The following is a 20,014-nucleotide window of genomic DNA, read 5'->3' on the forward strand; positions in this document are numbered from 1 at the left end:
TGCGCTCACATGTTGCGCCGGTACTGCCCGCCCACCTCGAACAGCGCGGCGGTGATCTGGCCCAGCGAGCAGACCCGCACCGCGTCCATCAGCACCTCGAACACGTTGCGGTTCTCGATCACGGCCTGCTTCAGGCGCGCGAGCATCGCCGGCGCCTCGGCGGCGTGGCGGGCGTGGAAGTCCTGCAGGCGCTTGAGCTGCGACTGCTTCTCCTCCTCGGTCGAGCGCGCCAGCTCGAGCGATTCGGGGATCGGGTCGCCGTGCGGGTTGCGGAAGGTGTTGACGCCGATGATGGGCAGCTCGCCGGTGTGCTTCAGCGTCTCGTAGTGCAGGCTTTCTTCCTGGATCTTGCTGCGCTGGTAGCCGGTCTCCATCGCGCCCAGCACGCCGCCGCGCTCGGCGATGCGCTCGAACTCGGCCAGCACCGCCTCCTCGACCAGCTCGGTCAGCTCGTCGATGATGAAGGCGCCCTGGTTGGGGTTCTCGTTCTTCGCCAGGCCCCACTCGCGGTTGATGATCAGCTGGATGGCCATCGCGCGCCGCACCGATTCCTCGGTCGGCGTCGTGATCGCCTCGTCATAGGCGTTGGTGTGCAGCGAGTTGCAGTTGTCGTAGATCGCGATCAGCGCCTGCAGCGTGGTGCGGATGTCGTTGAACGCGATTTCCTGCGCGTGCAGCGAGCGGCCGGAGGTCTGGATGTGGTACTTGAGCTTCTGGCTGCGCTCGTTGGCGCCGTACTTCTCCTTCATCGCCACCGCCCAGATGCGGCGCGCCACGCGCCCGAGCACGGTGTACTCGGGGTCCATGCCGTTGCTGAAGAAGAAGCTCAGGTTCGGCGCGAAGTCGTCCACGTGCATCCCGCGCGCCAGGTACGCCTCGACGTAGGTGAAGCCGTTGGCCAGCGTGAAGGCCAGCTGCGAGATCGGGTTCGCGCCGGCCTCGGCGATGTGGTAGCCGGAGATCGACACCGAGTAGAAGTTGCGCACGTTGTGATGGACGAAGTACTCCTGGATGTCTCCCATCACCTTCAGCGAGAACTCGGTCGAGAACAGGCACGTGTTCTGGCCCTGGTCCTCCTTGAGGATGTCGGCCTGCACCGTGCCGCGCACGTTCTGCAGCACCCAGGCCCGGATCTTCTGCGCCTCGTCGTCGGTCGGCTCGCGGCCGTTGTCGGCCTTGAACTTCTCGATCTGCTGGTCGATCGCGGTGTTCATGAACATCGCGAGGATGGTCGGCGCCGGGCCGTTGATCGTCATCGACACCGAGGTGGACGGGTCGCACAGGTCGAAGCCCGAGTACAGCACCTTCATGTCGTCGAGCGTGGCGATGCTCACGCCCGAGTTGCCGACCTTGCCGTAGATGTCCGGGCGCAGGTCCGGGTCGTGGCCGTACAGCGTCACCGAGTCGAACGCGGTGGACAGCCGCTTGGCCGGCATGCCGTCGGACAGCAGCTTGAAGCGGCGGTTGGTGCGGAACGGGTCGCCCTCGCCGGCGAACATGCGGGTCGGGTCCTCGTTCTCGCGCTTGAAGGCGAACACGCCGGCGGTGTAGGGGAAGGAGCCGGGCACGTTCTCCAGCATCAGCCACTGGAGCAGCTCGCCGTGGTCCTCGTACTTCGGCAGTACCACCTTGCGGATCTTGCTGCCAGACAGCGTGGTGTGGGTCAGCCGCGTGCGGACCTCCCGGTCGCGGATCTTCACGACGTACTCGTCGCCGGCGTAGGCCTTCTGCATGTCGGGCCACTGGGCGAGCAGCTTGCGCGCCTGGGCCTCGAGCTGCGCCTCGCGCTCGTCGGCGGCGCGCAGCAGGTGCTCGACCGGTGCCTGCGGGTCCTGCTCGCGCAGCATGCGGGCGGACTCGCGCAGCTGCTGCACCTCGCGCGCGAGCTTGGCCTGGCGCCGCACGCGCGCCTTGTAGCCACGCACGGTCTCGGCGATCTCGGCCAGGTAGCGCGTGCGCTGCGGCGGCACGATGGGCGTCTGGTGGGTGCTGTGGCGGGTCGAGACGCGCGGCAGGCGGCCTTCCTGCACGGGCAGGCCCAGCGACTGCAGGCGCGGCAGCAGCGCCTGGTACAGCGCCGTGACGCCGTCGTCGTTGAAGCGGCTGGCCATGGTGCCGAACACCGGCATCTGCTCCGGCGGCGTCGTGAAGGCCTCGCGGTTGCGCTGCACCTGCTTGGCGACGTCGCGCAGCGCGTCCAGCGCGCCCTTGCGGTCGAACTTGTTGATCGCGACGAACTCGGCGAAGTCCAGCATGTCGATCTTCTCGAGCTGGCTGGCCGCGCCGAACTCCGGCGTCATTACGTACATCGGCACGTCCACGTGCGGCACGATGGCGGCATCGCCCTGGCCGATGCCCGAGGTCTCCACGATCACCAGGTCGAAGCCGGCCACCTTGCAGGCGGCGATCACGTCGGGCAGGGCCTGGCTGATCTCGCTGCCGAAGTCGCGCGTGGCCAGGCTGCGCATGTACACGCGCGGGCCCTGCTGCCACGGGCCGATCGCGTTCATGCGGATGCGGTCGCCCAGCAGCGCGCCGCCGCTCTTGCGGCGCGAGGGGTCGATGCTGATGACCGCGATGCGCAGGCGGTCGTCCTGGTCCAGGCGCAGGCGCCGCACCAGTTCGTCGGTGAGGCTGGACTTGCCGGCGCCGCCCGTGCCGGTGATGCCGAGCACCGGCACCTTCAGCGCGGCGGCCTGCTCGCGCAGGGCCTGCACCAGCGCCGGGTCGGCGCTGCCGTTCTCCAGCGCCGTGATCAGTTGCGCGAGCGCACGCCAGGCGGCCTCGCCGTGGCCCTGGATCGCCTCGACGCGTCGCGGCGCATGTTCGCTCAGGTCGCGGTCGCAGCGCATCAGCATCTCGCCGATCATCCCCTGCAGGCCCATGCGCTGGCCGTCCTCGGGACTGTAGATGCGGGTGACGCCGTAGGCCTGCAGCTCGCGGATCTCGGCCGGCACGATCACGCCGCCACCGCCGCCGAACACCTGGATGTGCTCGCCGCCGCGGCGCCGCAGCAGGTCCACCATGTACTTGAAGTACTCGACGTGCCCGCCCTGGTAGGAACTGATCGCGATGCCGTGCGCGTCTTCCTGCAGCGCGGCCGTGACCACCTCGTCGACCGAGCGGTTGTGGCCCAGGTGGATGACCTCGGCACCCATGCTCTGCAGCAGGCGGCGCATGATGTTGATCGAGGCGTCGTGCCCGTCGAACAGCGAGGCCGCGGTGACGAAGCGCACCTTGTGCTTCGGGCGGTACTCGGCGAGGGCCTTGACTTCGGACAGGTCGGTCATCGGGCGGTCTCCTGGTGTCCTGGGGGAAAGGGCGCGAGGCCTGTCTGCTGGACGTGACGTTCAGGGAATTGACGTTTACGTCAACGTCAATCATGCCATAGGGCCCCGGCGCTGACGAGGCGGAAGACCCCGTATCCGCCTGGCACGGCACGTGCCAAGGGAGCTGGGAGGCGACCGCGACCCGCCGTCGCTCCAGGACGCTGCCGATGCATCCCTTGCCTGCCCATCGCGAACCCCCGCTCGGTCCCGGCGTGCCACCGCCCGACCCGGCCGAACCGCCCGAACCCGCGCCGCTGGATGCGCCGCCCGGGCCGGACCGCGACCACCCGGTGCTGTGGCGCAGGGCGCGGCGGCGCTTCGGTGCGGGCAATGCCTGGGTCTACAGGCTGCACCGCACCGGTGCCGGCGCGGTGCGCGGGCCGGTGGGCAGCTGGAACCCGCTGGCGCGCGGGCGCCTCGGCAACTGAGGGGAGTCGCCATGGCCAGGTGCGAGACCTGCGGCAACGACTATCACCTGTCCTTCGACGTGGTGATGGCCGGACGCCGCCATACCTTCGACAGCTTCGAATGCGCGATCCACAAGCTCGCCCCGGTGTGCAGCCACTGCGGCTGCCGCATCGTCGGGCACGGGATCGAATCGGTGTCCGGCTTCTTCTGCTGCGCCCACTGCGCGAGCGAGGCCGGCGTCAGCGGCGCGGTGGACAACACCCGCGCGGGGGAGGGCGCCGGTCCCTGAGCGCCACGGCTGCAAGACCGGTGCGGCGTGCGCGCGCCAGCGCGCGCCGGCGGGCGAGTTTCGGGATAATGGCCCGAACATGTTTCTCGCCATCGACATCGGTAACACGCGTCTGAAATGGGCGCAGTTCGAGGCAGCCCATCCCGGCGCGCGGATGGTGGCGCATGGCGCGGCGTTCCTCGAGACCATCGACCAGCTCGCCGATGGCGAGTGGAAGCACCTGGCGGTGCCCACCAGCGTGCTCGGCTGCTGCGTGGCCGGCGAGGCGGTGCGTCACCGGGTCGAGGAGCAGCTCGAGCTGTGGGACGTGCACCCGAGCTGGGTGATTGCCAGCGCCCAGGAAGCCGGCGTGCTCAACGGCTATGACCATCCGGCGCGGCTGGGCGCCGACCGGTGGGTGGCGATGATCGGGGCGCGCTGGCACGTCCTCAACGAAGGCCCGCCGCGCCCGACGCTGGTGGTGATGGTGGGTACCGCCGTCACGGTCGACGCGGTCGATGCGCAGGGCAAGTTCCTCGGCGGCCTGATCCTGCCCGGGCACGGCATCATGCTGCGCGCCCTGGAAAGCGGCACCGCCGGGCTGCACGTGCCCACCGGCGAGGTGCGCGACTTCCCCACCAACACCAGCGATGCACTGACCAGCGGCGGCACCTACGCGATCGCCGGCGCGATCGAGCGCATGTACCGCAGCCTGGAGCAGCGCTGCGGCGCCGAGCCGGTGTGCCTGCTGACCGGCGGGGCCGGCTGGAAGATGGCGCCGTACCTGACGGTGCCGTTCCGGCTGGTCGAGTCGCTGATCTTCGACGGCCTGCTGCGCATCGCGGAGCAGCGCGCCATCGAGCGGGTGCGGCGCTGAGGGGGTTGCCCGCAGAAGGTGCGGCGGTTGCGGATAATCCGCAGCCATGAACATCCTGATCCTCGGCGCCGGACGCGTCGGCGAGAGCGTCGCCGAAAGCCTGGTGTCCGAGCGCAACGACATCACGGTGATCGACACCGACCCGCGGCGCGTGCGCGAGCTGCAGGACCGCATGGACCTGCGCGGCGTGGTGGGCAACGGCATCCAGCCTTCGGTCCTGCAGGAAGCGGGCGCCCAGGACGCGGACATGCTGATCGCCTGCGCCCCGCTGGACGAGACCAACCTGGTCACCTGCAAGATCGCGCACGACGTCTTCGGCATCCCGAAGACCATCGCGCGGGTGCGCTCGCCCGAGTTCGTCGACGGCTCGCCGCTGATGGGCCGCACCGGCTTCGCGGTGGACCGGGTGATCTGCCCGGAAGCCTCGCTGACCCGCTACATCCGCAAGCTGATCGAGTACCCCGAGGCGCTGCAGGTGCTGGAGTTCGCCGACGGGCTGGTCAGCCTGATCGCGGTGCGCGCGATCTCCGGCGGCCCGCTGGTGCGGCACACGATCTCGGAGCTGCCGAGCCTGGTGCCCGACGTCGAGATGCGCATCGTCTCGATCTACCGGCGCGAGGCCGAGGGGCCGGACCGGCAGATCGTCTGCGAGGGTTCGACGCGCATCGAGCCGGGCGACGAGGTGTTCGTGCTGGCCGACACCCGCCACATCCGCACGGTGCTGGAATCGCTGCGGCGCCGCGAGCGCCCGGTGCGGCGCCTGATGATCGCCGGCGGCGGGCGGGTCGGCCTGCGCCTGGCGCGCCTGCTGCAGAAGGACTACCGCGTCAAGCTGATCGAGCAGGACCCGCTGCGCTGCGAATACCTCGCCTCGCAGCTGTCGGCCGACACGCTGGTGCTGCGCGGCGACTCCACCGACGAGGAGCTGCTGGTCGAGGAGAACGTCCAGGACATGGACCTGTTCCTCGCGCTGACCAACGACGACGAGGACAACATCATGTCCTGCCTGCTGGCCAAGCGCATGGGCGCGCGCCGGGTGCTGGCGCTGATCAACCGCAAGGCCTACGCCGACCTGGTGCAGGGCACCGAGATCGACATCGCGCTGTCGCCCGCGCAGGCGGTGATCGGCGAGCTGCTCGCGCACGTGCGGCGCGGCGACGTCGAGGCGGTGCACAGCCTGCGGCGCGGCGCGGCCGAGGCACTGGAAGCGGTCGCGCGCGGCGACCGGCACGTCTCCAAGGTCGTGGGCCGCAGCGTCGGCGAGCTCAAGCTGCCCAAGGGCGCGCAGATCGGCGCCATCGTGCGCGGCCTGCCCGGGCCGGAAGGCGAGATGCCGCCGGAGGAGCGCGAGAAGCGCCGCCGCGAGGCCCGCGTGCTGATCCCGCGCAGCGACACGGTGATCGAGTCCAACGACCACGTCATCGTGTTCCTGCCGCGCAAGCGCGACGTGCGCGAGGTCGAAAAGCTGTTCCAGGTCAGCGCCACCTTCCTCTGACGGGTTGTCCTTCCTCGATCTATGCAATCGCTGCTGCCCGTCCTCGGGATCCTAGGCGTCATCGTCATGTACTTCGGCCTCGCGATGCTGGTGCCGCTCGGCGTGGCATGGCGCGGCGACGAGCACGCGCTGCAGGCCTACTACTGGTCCGCCGGGATCACCTTCGCCTGCGGCCTGGCGATGTGGATCGTCACGCTGCGCCAGCGGCGCGAGCTGCAGCCGCGCGACGGCGTGCTGCTGGTGTCACTGGCGTGGACGCTGCTGCCGCTGTTCGCCAGCATGCCGCTGCTGCTGTACTTCCGCCGCGCCGGCCTGCCGCTGTCGTTCACCGACGCCTACTTCGAGGCCATGTCGGGGCTGACGACCACCGGGGCGACCGTGCTGACCGGGCTGGACCGGCTGCCGCCCTCGATCAACCTGTGGCGCTGCTTCCTGCAATGGCTGGGCGGCATGGGCATCCTGGTGCTGGCGGTGGCGATCCTGCCGCTGCTGGGCGTGGGCGGCAGCCAGCTGTTCAAGGCCGAGGCGGCCGGGCCGCTGAAGGACGCCAAGCTCACGCCGCGCATCACCGAGACGGCCAAGGGGCTGTGGACGGTGTACCTGATCCTGTCGCTGGCCTGCGTGAGCGTCTACCGGCTCGGCGGCATGTGCTGGCTGGATGCCTGGATGCACATGTTCACGACGGTCAGCCTGGGCGGGCTGTCGTCGCATGACGCGAGCTTCGCCCACTTCCGCTCGCCGCTGCTGGAGTGGGCCGCGGTGGTGTTCATGCTGATCTCCAGCTGCAACTTCGCGCTGTACTTCATCGCGCTGCGCAAGCGCTCGCTGGAGCGCGTCTTCGGCGACGTCGAGGTGCGCGCCACGATCGGCGTGCTGGTCGGCGCGAGCCTGGTCGTCGCCGCGCTGCTGCTGGTCAAGGGCACCTACGGCGACCCGTGGCTCGCGCTGCGGATGGCGTTCTTCAACGTGGTCTCGGTCGGATCGACCACCGGCTTCGCGTCCACCGACTACAGCCGCTGGCCGATCTTCGCCCCGGTGCTGATGCTCATGCTCTCGGGCGTGGCGACCAGCGCCGGCTCCACCGGCGCGGGCATCAAGATGATCCGGGTCATCATCCTGGTCAAGCAGGCGTTGCGCGAGATGTCGCGCATCGTGCACCCGCGCGCGGTCAACCCGGTGATGCTGGGGGAGACCCCGGTGCCCAACACCACGATCTTCGCGGTGCTGGCCTTCATGCTGGTCTACGGCGCGACCATCGTGGTGCTGACCATGGTGCTGCTGCTGACCGACCTGGACGTGGTGTCCGCCTTCACCGCGGTGGTGGCCAGCGTCAACAACATGGGCCCCGGGCTGGGCGTCGTGGGGCCGGCCGGCACCTACGCCGGGCTCACCGACTTCCAGACCTGGGTCTGCACCGCGGCGATGCTGCTGGGCCGGCTGGAGATGCTGTCCTTCATGGTGCTGCTGACGCCCTCGTTCTGGCGCAAGTGAATGCCCCGCGGGGGACGGGCGGCTGCCAGGGCAGCTGTCGTTCAGCTTGATTTAAGCTGTTTTTAAGCTTCGGCCGCCAGTGACGCGCACGGCCCTGCGCGGCGCGGGCGGATACGGGTTTTTTCCTGTCTCCATAGCCCGCAGCGGCGCGGGTTTTCGCTAGCCCCCCCTCTTGCGTCGCTGTCTACGATGGCGACGACCCACCCGTCCGGCAGAGACGAGGGGCCGTCCCATCCACCTCAAGAGCAGGAGACAGCCGTGAGTCAGACTTCCTCCCAACGCCGTCGCTTCCTCAAGCGCGCCGGTGCGGGCGCCGTTGGTGCCGGTGCCGCGGCCTTCCCGGCGATTTCGACCGCGCAGACCGTCACGATGCGCTTCCAGAGTACCTGGCCGGCGAAGGACATCTTCCACGAGTTCGCGCTCGACTTCGCCAAGAAGGTCAACGACATGGCGGGCAACCGCCTGAGGATCGACGTGCTGCCTGCCGGTGCCGTGGTGCCGGCGTTCCAGCTGCTCGATGCGGTCGGCAAGGGCACGCTCGACGGTGGCCACGGCGTGGTGGCCTACTGGTACGGCAAGAACCCGGCCGTGGCGCTGTGGGGTTCCGGGCCGGCGTTCGGCATGGACCCGAACATGGTGCTGTCCTGGCACTACTACGGCGGCGGCAAGGAGCTGCTGGACGAGATCTACAAGAGCCTCAACCTCGACGTGCAGTCCTTCCTCTACGGGCCGATGCCGACGCAGCCGCTGGGCTGGTTCAAGAAGCCGGTGGCGCGCGTCGAGGAGCTCAAGGGCCTGAAGTTCCGCACCGTGGGCCTGGCGGTGGACGTGTTCACCGAGATGGGCCTGGCGGTCAACCCGCTGCCCGGCGGCGAGATCGTGCCGGCGCTGGACCGCGGCCTGATCGACGCGGCCGAGTTCAACAACGCCTCCAGCGACCGTGCCCTGGGCTTCCCGGACGTGGCCAAGAACTGCATGCTGCAGAGCTTCCACCAGTGCAGCGAGCAGTTCGAGGTGCTGTTCAACAAGACCAAGTACGACTCGCTGCCCGCGGAGCTGAAGGCGGTGATCGACTATGCCGTGCAGGCGGCCTCCGCGGACATGAGCTGGAAGGCCATCGACCGCTACTCGAAGGACTACTTCGAGATGCAGGAGAAGGACGGCGTGAAGTTCTACAAGACGCCTGACCCGATCCTGCGCGCGCAGTTGGCGGCCTGGGACAAGGTGACGTCCAGGAAGGCGGCCGAGAACCCGATGTTCAAGCGCGTCATGGACTCGATGCGTGCCTTTGCGCAACGCTGCGGCCGCTGGCAGAACGACACCATGGTCGACTACAAGATGGCCTACAACCACTACTTCTCGGGCAAGCGCTGACGCGCTGCCGCCGTGCACGAGGGCGCCTGGGCGGCGCCCTCGTGTTGTCCCGCTTCCCCAGGCACGAAAGATCACATGCAGAAGTTGCTGCTTGCGGTCGACGCGCTGTCGACCTGGCTGGGAAAGGTTGCCGCCTGGGCCGTGGTGCTGCTGACCCTGCTGATCAGCTGGGAGGTGTTCTCCCGCTACGCTCTGAACCGCCCTCACGCCTGGGTGTTCGATGCCCAGATCATGCTCTACGGCACGCTGTTCATGCTGGCCGGCGCCTACACGCTGTGCAAGAACGGCCACGTGCGCGGCGACGTGCTGTACGGCTTCTTCTCGCCGCGCACGCAGGCGGCGGTGGACCTGGTGCTTTACATCGTGTTCTTCCTGCCCGGCATCGTCGCGCTGACCTGGGCCGGCTGGACCTACGCGCAGGAGTCGCTCGCGATCCGCGAGCAGACCTTCTCGGCCGAGCCGCTGCCGCTGTATCCGTTCAAGTTCGTCATCCCGGTGGCCGGCCTCGCGCTGCTGCTGCAGGGTGCCGCCGAGATCGTGCGCTGCGTGCTGTGCCTGCGCGACGGGCAATGGCCCTCGCGTGAACCCGACGTCGAGGAAGTCGACGTCGACAAGCTCAAGGAGATGGTGCACGCCGACGACACCGCCAGCGAAGGAGGCCGGCCGTGAAGATCCGCAAGGAACTGTGGTTCGGCCTGGGCCTGATGGCCCTGGTGGTGCTGTCGGCCGTGGTGATGCTGCTGGGCGTCGAGCGCATCACCCACGGGCACCTCGGCCTGCTGATGCTGTCGATGGTGGTGGTGGCCATCATGCTGGGCTTTCCCACGGCGTTCACGCTGATGGGCATGGGGATGATCTTCACGTGGCTGGCCTACGACGGCAACACCCAGCGCACGCTGGACCTGATGGTGCAGGCCGCGTACCGGACGATGGCCAACGACGTGCTGATCGCCATCCCGCTGTTCGTCTTCATGGGCTACCTCGTCGAGCGGGCCAACCTGATCGAGAAGCTGTTCCGCAGCCTGCACCTGTCGATGGCGCGCATCCCGGGGTCGCTGGCGGTTGCCACGCTGGTGACCTGCGCCGTGTTCGCCACCGCCACCGGGATCGTCGGCGCGGTCGTCACGCTGATGGGACTGCTGGCGCTGCCAGCCATGCTGCGCGCGGGCTACAGCGTGCCGCTGGCCGCGGGCTCGATCACCGCGGGCGGCTGCCTGGGCATCCTGATCCCGCCGTCGGTGCTGCTGATCGTCTACGGCGCGACCGCAGGCGTGTCGGTGGTGCAGCTGTATGCCGGGGCCTTCTTCCCCGGGCTGATGCTGGCCGGGCTGTACGTGCTGTACGTGATCCTGATGGCCAAGCTGCGGCCGCACACGGCGCCGCCGCTGTCGGCCGAGGCGCGGCGCGTCGAGCTGCCCCCGCCGCTGGCGCGGATCGCCGGCAACGACGGCCGCCGGCATGCGCTGCCGCGCCTGCTCGGGGCGCTCAAGGGCCCGCGCAACGCCGAGGTGCCGCTCGGCTACCTGCTGCGCCAGCTGGTGATCGTCGTGATGCCGGGGCTGCTGTTCCTCGTGCTGGCGGTGACCACGTACCGCAGCGCGACCGCGCCGGTCGAGGTGGTGGAGTACGACATCCAGCCGATCGGGTTCTCGACCCCCGGCCCGGCGGAATCCTCCGGCCTCGCCGAGCCCCCGGGGGCCGACGGCGGCCTGGCCGAACCACCGGGGGCCGACGGCGTGCAGGAGCCTCCCGGTGCGCAGGGCGTGTCGGAGCCGCCGGGGGCCGAAGAGGAAGAAGCGGCCGGCATGCCGGCCGAGGGCGTGGCCGAGCCGCCGGCGGCCACCGAGCCCGCTGCGGGGGCGGCGCCCGAAGCCCGGCCCCTGCCGAACTGGTGGTGGTGGACCTTCGGGGTGCTGGGGGTGGTCGTGCTGGCGTTCTACGCCGCGCTCAGCTTCACGCGCCTGGAGGTCTACAAGATGCTCCTGGGCTCGTTCTTCCCGCTGCTGGTGCTGATCCTGGCGGTGCTGGGCTCGATCGTGTTCGGCCTGGCCACGCCCACCGAGGCGGCGGCCATCGGCGCGCTGGGCGGCTTCCTGCTTGCCTTCGCCTACAAGCAGATGACCCTCTCGGTGGTCAAGGAGTCGGTGTTCCTGACCGCCAAGACCTCGGCGATGGTGTGCTGGCTGTTCGTCGGCTCGGCGATCTTCTCGTCGGCGTTCGCCCTGCTGGGCGGGCAGGAGCTGGTCGAGCGCTGGGTGCTGGGGCTCAACCTCAGCAAGGTCGAGTTCATGGTGCTGTCGCAGGTGCTGATCTTCCTGCTCGGCTGGCCGCTGGAGTGGACCGAGATCATCGTGATCTTCATGCCGATCTTCATCCCGCTGCTGGACCACTTCGGCGTCGATCCGCTGTTCTTCGGCCTGCTGGTGGCGCTGAACCTGCAGACCGCGTTCCTCAGCCCGCCGGTGGCGATGTCGGCCTTCTACCTCAAGGGCGTGGCGCCGCCGCACGTGACGCTGAACCAGATCTTCCTCGGCATGCTGCCCTTCATGGGCATCCAGATCCTGGCCATCTTCCTGCTGTACGCGTTCCCGGCCATCGGGCTGTGGCTGCCGCAGCTGCTCTACAAGTAAGTGGCGCGCGACCGGGGCAGCGTCCCCCGCGGCCTGCGCTGTGCGCACGGCGCAGGCCGCAAGCCCGGGTTAACGCTAGGTCCTCGCCGGCGGCCTCTGTCTAGCATGGCGGATTCCCCTGCACCCTGCAGGGATGCGGATGCCGCAACTGCAGTACAAGTGAGCCATGCCGTCACCGATCGACTTCTACTTCGACTTCTCGTCGCCTTACTCCTACATCGCCTCGGAATGGATCGACGCGCTGGCGGCGCGCCACGGGCGCACCGTGCGCTGGCACGCGATCCTGCTGGGCGCCACGTTCCGTGTCTCCGGCCTCAAGCCGCCGGTGGAGCACCCGCTCAAGCGAGAGTACGTGCTGCGCGACTTCGCCCGCTCGGCGCGCGCCGAAGGCGTGCCGTTCCGGCAGCCGTCCCGCTTCCCGATCGCGACGCAGAACGCGGCGCGGGTGTTCTGGTGGCTGTGCGGCAGCGATCCGGCGCGTTCCACCGCCTGGGCGCGCGCATGCTTTCGTGCCTACTTCGGGCGCGGCGTGGACCTGTCCGACCCCGAGGCGCTCAAGGGGCTGGCGGCCGAGTTCGGACTCGACCCGCAGGTGGCCGAGGGCGTGTGGAACGATCCGGTGTGGAAGGAGCGGCTCAAGCAGGCCAACGAGGCGGCGATCGCCGCCGGGGTGTTCGGCGCCCCGTTCTTCGTGATCGACGGCGAGCCGTTCTGGGGCAACGACCGCAAGGCACAGATGGAGCGGTGGCTGAGCCAGGGGCCGTTCTGAGCGGCAGGCCGTCATCGTCGAGACAGGAGACCGCGATGGGACTGAAGAAGGGCTACAAGGCCCTGGTCGACGAGGCCATGGCCGTCGTGAAGACCTACAGCGTCGAGGAAGCGCGCGCCCGGCTGGGCGACCCGTCGGTGCAGTTCGTCGACGTGCGCGACGTGCGCGAGCTGGAGCGCGACGGGGTGATCCCCGGAGCGGTGCACGCGCCGCGCGGCATGCTGGAGTTCTGGGTCGACCCCGAGTCGCCCTACCACCGCCCGGTGTTCGCCGAGGACAAGGAATTCATCCTGTTCTGCGCGGCCGGCTGGCGCTCGGCGCTGGCGACGAAGACGCTGCAGGACATGGGCCTGCCGAAGGTGGCGCACATCGACGGCGGCTTCACGGCCTGGAAGGCCGCCGGTGCCCCGGTCGAGGCCAAGGCGAAGAAGGGCTGAGCGCGCGCCTCACTCTTCTTCGCGCGGCAGCGGCAGGTAGCTCGCCATCGCCTCGCCCATGCGCACCGGTCGCTCCGGCGCCCAGTCGGCGTTGAAGCGCAGGCAGTCGCGCGGGAACAGCATCACCACCGTCGAGCCGAGCAGGAAGCGGCCCATCTCCTCGCCCTGCCGCAGCCGCACGTGTCCGTCGTAGTGCCACTCGCGCACCTCGCCCGGGCGGGGCGGGTTGACCATCCCGTGCCAGACGGTGGCCATGCTGCCGACGATGGTCGCGCCTATCAGCACCATCACGAAGGGCCCGCGCTCGCCGTCGAACACGCACACCACGCGCTCGTTGCGCGCGAACAGCCCGGGCACGCCGCGCGCGGTGGTCGGGTTGACCGAGAACAGGTCGCCCGGCACGTGGATCATGCGGCGCAGCCGCCCGCTGCAGGGCATGTGGATGCGGTGGTAGTCCTTCGGGCTCAGGTACAGCGTGGCGAACTCGCCGTCGAGGAACATCGCGGCCAGCATCGGGTCGCCGCCCAGCAGCGCGGGCACCGTGTAGTCGTGGCCCTTGGCCTGCAGGATGCGGTCGTGCCGGATGCGGCCGAACTGGCTGATGGCGCCGTCGACCGGGCAGACCAGGTCGGCACGCGCGATCGGCCGCGCCCCGGGCTTCAGCGGCCGCGTGAAGAACTCGTTGAAGCTGCGGTAGGCGGCCGGGTCCGGCTCGGCCGCTTCGCGCATGTCCACGCCGTAGCGCTTGATGAACCAGCGGATCGCCGCGGTGGTGAGCGCACCGCCTTCGGCGGCAGCCAGTCGGCCGGCCAGCGTGGTCAGCGCGCGTTTCGGGAGCAGGTACTGGGGCAGGACGGCAAGGCGTGGCGACACGTGGGCAGTGCAGGGCAAAACCACAAGTGTACCGAGGGGCTTGCGCCCTGGCGGCGGCAGGGCCGCGCGGGCCGGCCGCCTACAATCCGCCCCCTTCAGCCTGGAACTTGCCGCCATGTTCAAGAACGCCATCGTCTTTCGCATCCACCAGTGGGAGCGCCCCGAACTCGCGACGCTCGAGGCGCGGCTGGCCGGCGCGCGCTTTGCCGAGTGCGGCGCGACGCAGCAGGAGTCGGCCGGCTGGGTCGAGCCGCGCGGCGAGAAGCACGGCGCGATGATCGAGAGCGTGGGCGGGCAGTGGATCCTCAAGCTGTGCACCGAGACGAAGTCGGTGCCGGCCTCGGCGGTCAAGAGCCGCCTCGAGGAGCAGCTCGACCGCATCGAGCAGGAGACCGGCCGCCGCCCGCGCGGCAAGCGTGCCAAGGAGCTGAAGGAGGAGATCGTGCGCGAGCTGCTGCCGCGTGCCTTCCCCAAGCGCGGCACGACCACCGTGTGGATCGCGCCGGCGCAAGGCTGGGTGGTGGTCGAGGCCTCGGGCATCAAGCGTGCGGACGCGGTGGTGACGCGGCTGGTCGAGCTGTTCGACGGCGCCCTGAGCATGAGCCCGCTGCAGACCGAGACCGCACCGGCCACCGCGATGGCGCAGTGGCTGCGCAGCAAGGAGGCACCGGCCGGCTTCACGATCGACCGCGAATGCGAGCTCAAGCAGCCCGACAGCGAGAAGGCCACCGTGCGTTACACCCGCCACACGCTGGACATCGACGAGGTCGCCCGGCACATCGAGCAGGGCAAGCTGCCCACGCAGCTGGCCTTGACCTGGGACAACCGCGTGTCCTTCGTGTTGACGGAATCGCTGGTCCTCAAGAAGATCAGGCCGCTTGACGTGGTGCTCGAAGGCGCGCGCAGCGACGAGGATGGCGGCTTCGACGCCGACGTCGCGCTGATGACCGGGGAACTTGGCAAGCTGATCCCGGATCTGGTCGAGGCGCTCGGCGGCGAGCTCGATCGTGAGAAGTTGTACCGTGCGGCCGCCGCACCGCAGGCGAGCGCCGACGCGCACGCCGGCGTGCCGCCGTGGGAGGAGCCGGCCGCGGCCTGAGTCCCGCGGCGTGCGCGTGTGCGCCTTGTTTCAAAGGGTGTGTCCAACCGCGTTACCCTTGCGGGTGCTGCGACCCGCACCACCCCTGTTCTGCTGAGAAGAATTCCTTTCCATGTTCGGAAGACCCAAGCCCGTCGTGCTCGACCGCTACGGTTCACGACGTTCCCGTGCCGTGATGCCACGGTGGCTCGTGCTGTTGCTGATCGGCGCCGGGCTCGGCATCGGCGGCGTGTTCTACGTGCAGCAGCGCGTGCTGCCTCCGCGCCTGTCGATGGAAGAGTCGGCCCGGCTGCAGCGCGCCTATGAAGAAGCCGAGGCCGAGCGCCAGCGCCTGCAGGGCGAGCTGGGCAAGACCGGCGAGCAGCTCGAGGCCGCGCTGGCCGACAAGGAGCGCCTGAGCCGCGAGCTGGCCACCAGCCGCGAGACCATCGCCCGCCTGCGCGAGGACATGGGCGCGCTGGTCGCCGCGCTGCCGCCCGATCCGCGCGGCAGCGCGGTGGCGGTGCGCGCCGCGCGCTTCCAGCAGGAAGGCAACGCGCTGACCTACGACATCGTGCTGTCGCGCGATGCCAGCGGCAAGCGGCCGTTCCAGGGCGTGCTGCAGTTCGTCGTCGCCGGCTCGCCGATCGACGGCCCCGAGCGCACCATCCGGCTCGACCCGGTGCCGGTGACCATCGAGCGCTTCGAGAGCGTGCGCGGCAGCGTGCCGCTGCCCGAAGGCTTCCGGCCGCGCCAGACCACGGTGCAGGTGCTCGACCGCCCGGGCGGCACGCTGTCCGGGATGCGCGTGCTCTACGTGCGCTGAGGCGGCCGGCCCGCTCAGCGGTCGTAGACGCTGTCCAGCGACCGGAAGCCCTTGACCTCGATCGGGTTGCCCGAGGGGTCGCGGAAGAACATCGTCCACTGCTCGCCGGGCTGCCCCTCGAAGCGCACCTGCGGCTCCATCACGAAGGCCACGCCGGCCTCGCGCAGGCGCTGCGCCAGCGCCTGCCAGTCGGGCAGCTCCAGCACCACGCCCAGGTGCGGCATCGGCACCAGGTGGCCGTCGACGCGGCCGGTGTCCGTGGTGGGAAACGGCTCGCCCAGATGCAGCGAGATCTGGTGGCCGAAGAAGTCGAAATCGACCCAGGTGTCGGTGCTGCGGCCTTCGCGGCAGCCGAGCACGCGCCCGTAGAAGTCGCGCGCCGCGTCCAGGTCGTGCACGTGGTAGGCGAGGTGGAACAGGCTTTTCATGGTGCGCCCGATGTTACGCCGCGCCGTGTTCCCGTGCGCGGAACTCGCTCGGCGACAGCCCGGTCCAGCCCTTGAAGGCGCGCGCGAAGCTCTTTTCGTTGGCGAAGCCCGCGGCCAGCGCCACCTGCTTGACCGGCCGCGCGGTGCGGCGCAGCAGCTCGATCGCCTGCTCGCGGCGCGCCTCGTCCTTCAGTGCCTGCAGCGACACGCCCTCGTCGCGCAGCTGGCGGTGCAGCGTGCGCACCGACAGGTGCAGCGCCTCGGCCAGCGCTTCGGCGGTGCGCAGCCCGGCACCGCGCGTGCGCAGCAGCTCGCGCACCCGCTCGGCCAGCAGCCGGTCGCGCCGGTAGGGCAGCACGATCAGGCGCACGCCGTGCTGCAGCATGGCCTGCAGCGCGCGCTCGTCGCGCCGCTGCGGCAGCGCCAGGTAGCGCGCGTCGAAGCCGAAGCCGGCCGGCCCGGCGGCAAAGCGCACCGGCCCGGACGGGAACAGCAGCGGGTAGACGTCGGCATGCGGCGGCGCCTCGAACGGGAAGGTGGTCTCCAGCAGCGGGATGCGTGAATCGATCACCCAGGACGCGTAGCCGTGCAGGTTGCGCAGGCTGGTCAGCAGGCACAGCTCGCGCATCGGCGGCACCAGCGCGCGGCGCTCCTCGATCTGGATGCGCGCGGCGCCGTCCTGCACCGACAGGCGGAACAGGATGTCGTCGGTCAGCAGCGCGTGGTGGCGGCACCAGCGCTTGAGCGCCACCTCCAGCGTCGGCGCGCTCAGCGAGGCGCGGCTGAGCATCCCGTAGCTGCCCCAGGGCAGGCGGCGCGAGAACCAGCCCAGCGCCTCGTCGTCGAGCTGCTGCATCGCCAGGCGCGAGAAGGTCTCCATCTGCACCGCCGTGATGCGCGCCTGCGGCTGGCGCAACAGGGCTGGCGTGATTTGTGCCTGTCTGAGCGCCTCGGACGGGTCCGCGCCGTAGCGCTCGAAGGCCAGCAGCATGGCACGGATGAAGGCCACCGGCGTGACCGCGGCAGGGGGCTCGGAGGGACGGGGGGCGCGCACCCTGCAAGTGTGGCAACGGATGGCAGGATTTGCAACCTGGTTGACTTGTTCTGTGCGGTGCGGCTGCCTACCCTTGGCGTTTTACGGCGACCCCCTTCGTGCCTGCGCTGTGGTGGTTGCCTGCAGGAGACGCACCCATGCCCATGCTCGAATCCCGCCTCAATCCGCGCAGCGAGGAGTTCCGGCACAACGCCGACGCGATGCGGGCGCTGGTCGGTGACCTGAACGCGCAGCTCGAGCGCATCGCCCAGGGCGGCGGCGAAGCCGCGCGGGCCAAGCACCTGGCGCGCGGCAAGCTGCTGCCGCGCGAGCGGGTCGAGATGCTGCTTGACCCCGGCACGCCCTTCCTCGAGATCGCGCCGCTGGTGGCGCTGGACATGTACAACAACGAGGCGCCCGGCGCGGGGATGATCGCCGGCATCGGGCGGGTGTCCGGCGTCGAGTGCGTGATCGTCTGCAACGATGCCACCGTCAAGGGCGGCACCTACTACCCGATGACGGTCAAGAAGCACCTGCGCGCGCAGGAGATCGCGCAGCAGAACCGGCTGCCGTGCATCTACCTGGTCGACTCGGGCGGCGCCAACCTGCCCAACCAGGACGACGTGTTCCCCGACCGCGAGCACTTCGGGCGCATCTTCTACAACCAGGCCAACATGAGCGCCCAGGGCATCCCGCAGCTGGCGGTGGTGATGGGCTCGTGCACCGCCGGCGGCGCCTACGTGCCGGCGATGAGCGACGAGACCATCATCGTGAAGAACCAGGGCACGATCTTCCTCGGCGGCCCGCCGCTGGTGAAGGCAGCCATCGGCGAGGTGGTCAGCGCCGAGGAGCTGGGCGGCGGCGACGTGCACACCCGGTTGTCGGGCGTCGCCGACCACCTGGCCGAGAACGACCTGCACGCGCTCGCCCTGGCGCGCGCGGCGGTGGCGCGGTTCAACTGGCGCAAGTCGAGCCCGCTGGCATGCATCCCGCCGCGCGAGCCGAAGTACCCGGCCGAGGAGCTGTACGGCGTGATCCCCACCGACACGCGCAAGCCCTACGACGTGCGCGAGGTGATCGCGCGCATCGTCGACGGCAGCGAGTTCGACGAGTTCAAGGCCCGCTACGGCACCACGCTGGTGTGCGGCTTCGCGCACATCGAGGGCATGCCGGTGGGCATCGTCGCCAACAACGGCATCCTGTTCATCGAGAGCGCCGAGAAGGGCGCGCACTTCATCGAGCTGTGCTGCCAGCGCAAGATCCCGCTGGTGTTCCTGCAGAACATCACCGGGTTCATGGTGGGGCGCAAGTACGAGAACGCCGGCATCGCGCGCGCCGGCGCCAAAATGGTGACCGCGGTGGCCTGTGCGCAGGTGCCCAAGTTCACCGTGATCATCGGCGGCAGCTTCGGCGCCGGCAACTACGGCATGTGCGGCCGTGCCTACAGCCCGCGCTTCCTGTGGATGTGGCCGAACGCGCGCATCAGCGTGATGGGCGGCGAGCAGGCCGCCAGCGTGCTGGCCACCGTCAAGCGCGACGGCATCGAGGCCAAGGGCGGTCAGTGGAGCGCCGAGGAGGAGGAAGCCTTCAAGGCGCCGATCCGTGCCCAGTACGAGCGCCAGGGCCATCCGTACTACGCCTCGGCGCGGCTGTGGGACGATGGCGTGATCGACCCGGCCGACACGCGCCGCGTGCTGGCGCTGGGCCTGTCCGCCGCGCTCAACGCCCCGATTCCTGACGCGCGCTTCGGCGTGTTCCGCATGTGACGCGCGTTGCCGTGCACCAACCAGGCGAAAGGACAGCCGACATGCAGACTCCGCTGGAACTGCGCATCGACGGGCCGGTGGCCCGCGTCTACCTCAACCGTCCCGAGGTGCGCAACGCCTTCGACGACGAGACCATCGCGGCGCTGACCGCGACCTTCACGCGGCTGGGCCAGGACCCGACCGTGCGCGCCATCGTGCTCGGCGGCCACGGCAAGGCCTTCAGCGCAGGGGCCGACCTCAACTGGATGCGCAAGATGGCCGGCTACACCTGGGACCAGAACCGCGAGGACGCCTCGCGCCTGGCGCAGATGCTGTGGACGCTGTACAGCTGCCCGGTGCCGGTGATCGGCCGCATCCACGGCGACTGCTACGCGGGCGGCGTCGGGCTCGCCGCGGTGTGCGACGTGCTGGTCGCGGCCGAGGGCGTGCACTTCTGCCTGTCCGAGGCGAAGCTCGGCCTGCTGCCGGCCACCATCAGTCCCTACGTGATCCGCGCGATGGGCGAGCAGGCCGCGCGCCGCTACTTCGTCACCGCCGAGCGCTTCAGCGCCGCCGAGGCGTACCGCCTCGGCTTCGTGCACGAGGTGTGCGCGCCCGAGGCGTTCGACGCGAAGGTCGACGCCATCGTGCAGACGGTGGTGGCCAACGGGCCCGAGGCGGTCAAGGCCTGCAAGCGCCTGGTGCAGGACGTCGCCGGCCAGCCGATCACCGCCGGGCTGCGCGACGACACCGCGCGCCGCATTGCCGACATCCGCGCCAGCGACGAGGGGCGCGAGGGCGTGCGGTCCTTCCTCGACAAGCGGGCACCGGCCTGGGCCGTGTCGCAAGGGGGTTGAGATGTTCGACGAGATCCTGATTGCCAACCGCGGTGACCAGCCGGCGCGAGCCGGCGCAGCGGCGCAGACAGAACGCATGGCACGCGTAGCGTGCGC

Annotated in this window: 18 protein-coding genes; 14 read left to right on the top strand and 4 right to left on the bottom strand. The window is 69.9% G+C overall.

The genetic code is table 11. The features are described from left to right. Positions 1-5 precede the first annotated feature (5 nt). The gene (gene icmF, locus IS481_RS03015; RefSeq protein ID WP_104357147.1) at positions 6-3,290 is read right to left on the bottom strand and encodes a fused isobutyryl-CoA mutase/GTPase IcmF; all 3,285 of its coding nucleotides are present in this window, start codon (positions 3,288-3,290) and stop codon (positions 6-8) included. A 206-nt stretch (positions 3,291-3,496) separates the two neighbouring features. Between icmF and IS481_RS03020 the strand changes: the two genes are divergently transcribed. The 10 genes from IS481_RS03020 (at position 3,497) to IS481_RS03065 (ending at position 13,078) form a co-directional block, all read left to right on the top strand. Continuing rightward, positions 3,497-3,757 carry a hypothetical protein gene (locus IS481_RS03020; protein ID WP_104357148.1) on the top strand — a complete coding sequence of 87 codons (261 nt, stop codon included), beginning with the start codon at positions 3,497-3,499 and terminating at the stop codon, positions 3,755-3,757. Positions 3,758-3,768: 11 nt separating this feature from the next. Continuing rightward, positions 3,769-4,026: a hypothetical protein gene (locus IS481_RS03025; RefSeq protein WP_104357149.1), complete on the top strand. Its 258-nt coding sequence runs from the start codon at positions 3,769-3,771 to the stop codon at positions 4,024-4,026. A 79-nt stretch (positions 4,027-4,105) separates the two neighbouring features. Then, positions 4,106-4,882, top strand: a complete 777-nt coding sequence (locus IS481_RS03030; RefSeq protein WP_104357150.1) for a type III pantothenate kinase — start codon at positions 4,106-4,108, stop codon at positions 4,880-4,882. Positions 4,883-4,928: 46 nt separating this feature from the next. Beyond that, entirely contained in the window at positions 4,929-6,377 is a 1,449-nt protein-coding gene (gene trkA, locus IS481_RS03035; RefSeq protein WP_104357151.1) for a Trk system potassium transporter TrkA, read from the top strand. A gap of 21 nt (positions 6,378-6,398) precedes the next feature. Continuing rightward, positions 6,399-7,868: a TrkH family potassium uptake protein gene (locus IS481_RS03040; RefSeq protein WP_104357152.1), complete on the top strand. Its 1,470-nt coding sequence runs from the start codon at positions 6,399-6,401 to the stop codon at positions 7,866-7,868. 258 nt (positions 7,869-8,126) lie between these two features. Continuing rightward, positions 8,127-9,242, top strand: coding sequence for a TRAP transporter substrate-binding protein (locus IS481_RS03045; RefSeq protein ID WP_232529442.1), 1,116 nt, complete (start codon positions 8,127-8,129; stop codon positions 9,240-9,242). Between the two features lie 75 nt (positions 9,243-9,317). Continuing rightward, positions 9,318-9,911, top strand: coding sequence for a TRAP transporter small permease subunit (locus IS481_RS03050; protein WP_104357154.1), 594 nt, complete (start codon positions 9,318-9,320; stop codon positions 9,909-9,911). Further along, entirely contained in the window at positions 9,908-11,872 is a 1,965-nt protein-coding gene (locus IS481_RS03055) for a TRAP transporter large permease subunit (protein WP_104357155.1), read from the top strand. The genes IS481_RS03050 and IS481_RS03055 overlap by 4 nt, the downstream gene beginning before the upstream one ends. Positions 11,873-12,038: 166 nt before the next feature. After that, complete coding sequence (locus IS481_RS03060; RefSeq protein WP_104357156.1) at positions 12,039-12,641, top strand: 2-hydroxychromene-2-carboxylate isomerase; 603 nt, start codon at positions 12,039-12,041, stop codon at positions 12,639-12,641. Between the two features lie 35 nt (positions 12,642-12,676). Further along, entirely contained in the window at positions 12,677-13,078 is a 402-nt protein-coding gene (locus tag IS481_RS03065; RefSeq protein ID WP_104357157.1) for a rhodanese-like domain-containing protein, read from the top strand. Positions 13,079-13,087: 9 nt separating this feature from the next. Here the strand turns inward: IS481_RS03065 and asd are convergent, their stop codons facing one another. Then, positions 13,088-13,951, bottom strand: coding sequence for an archaetidylserine decarboxylase (gene asd, locus IS481_RS03070; RefSeq protein WP_104357158.1), 864 nt, complete (start codon positions 13,949-13,951; stop codon positions 13,088-13,090). Between the two features lie 115 nt (positions 13,952-14,066). Between asd and IS481_RS03075 the strand changes: the two genes are divergently transcribed. Both IS481_RS03075 and IS481_RS03080 read left to right on the top strand, forming a co-directional pair. Continuing rightward, positions 14,067-15,050, top strand: a complete 984-nt coding sequence (locus IS481_RS03075) for a recombination-associated protein RdgC (RefSeq protein WP_104357159.1) — start codon at positions 14,067-14,069, stop codon at positions 15,048-15,050. Between the two features lie 112 nt (positions 15,051-15,162). Beyond that, entirely contained in the window at positions 15,163-15,855 is a 693-nt protein-coding gene (locus IS481_RS03080) for a DUF6776 family protein (protein ID WP_104357160.1), read from the top strand. Between the two features lie 14 nt (positions 15,856-15,869). Here IS481_RS03080 and IS481_RS03085 read toward each other — a convergent pair whose 3' ends face one another. Continuing rightward, positions 15,870-16,283 carry a VOC family protein gene (locus IS481_RS03085; RefSeq protein WP_104357161.1) on the bottom strand — a complete coding sequence of 138 codons (414 nt, stop codon included), beginning with the start codon at positions 16,281-16,283 and terminating at the stop codon, positions 15,870-15,872. Between the two features lie 13 nt (positions 16,284-16,296). Beyond that, on the bottom strand, positions 16,297-17,337 hold the full coding sequence (locus IS481_RS03090) for an AraC family transcriptional regulator (protein ID WP_419186846.1): 1,041 nt from the start codon (positions 17,335-17,337) through the stop codon (positions 16,297-16,299). Positions 17,338-17,474: 137 nt separating this feature from the next. Here IS481_RS03090 and IS481_RS03095 point away from each other — a divergent pair, with 137 nt between their 5' ends. After that, complete coding sequence (locus tag IS481_RS03095; protein ID WP_104357162.1) at positions 17,475-19,082, top strand: carboxyl transferase domain-containing protein; 1,608 nt, start codon at positions 17,475-17,477, stop codon at positions 19,080-19,082. Positions 19,083-19,123: 41 nt separating this feature from the next. Beyond that, positions 19,124-19,918, top strand: coding sequence for an enoyl-CoA hydratase/isomerase family protein (locus IS481_RS03100; RefSeq protein WP_104357163.1), 795 nt, complete (start codon positions 19,124-19,126; stop codon positions 19,916-19,918). The last annotated feature ends 96 nt before the right edge of the window (positions 19,919-20,014 follow it).

Origin of the sequence: Caldimonas thermodepolymerans, assembly GCF_015476235.1 — a bacterium.
GTDB lineage: Bacteria > Pseudomonadota > Gammaproteobacteria > Burkholderiales > Burkholderiaceae_C > Caldimonas > Caldimonas thermodepolymerans.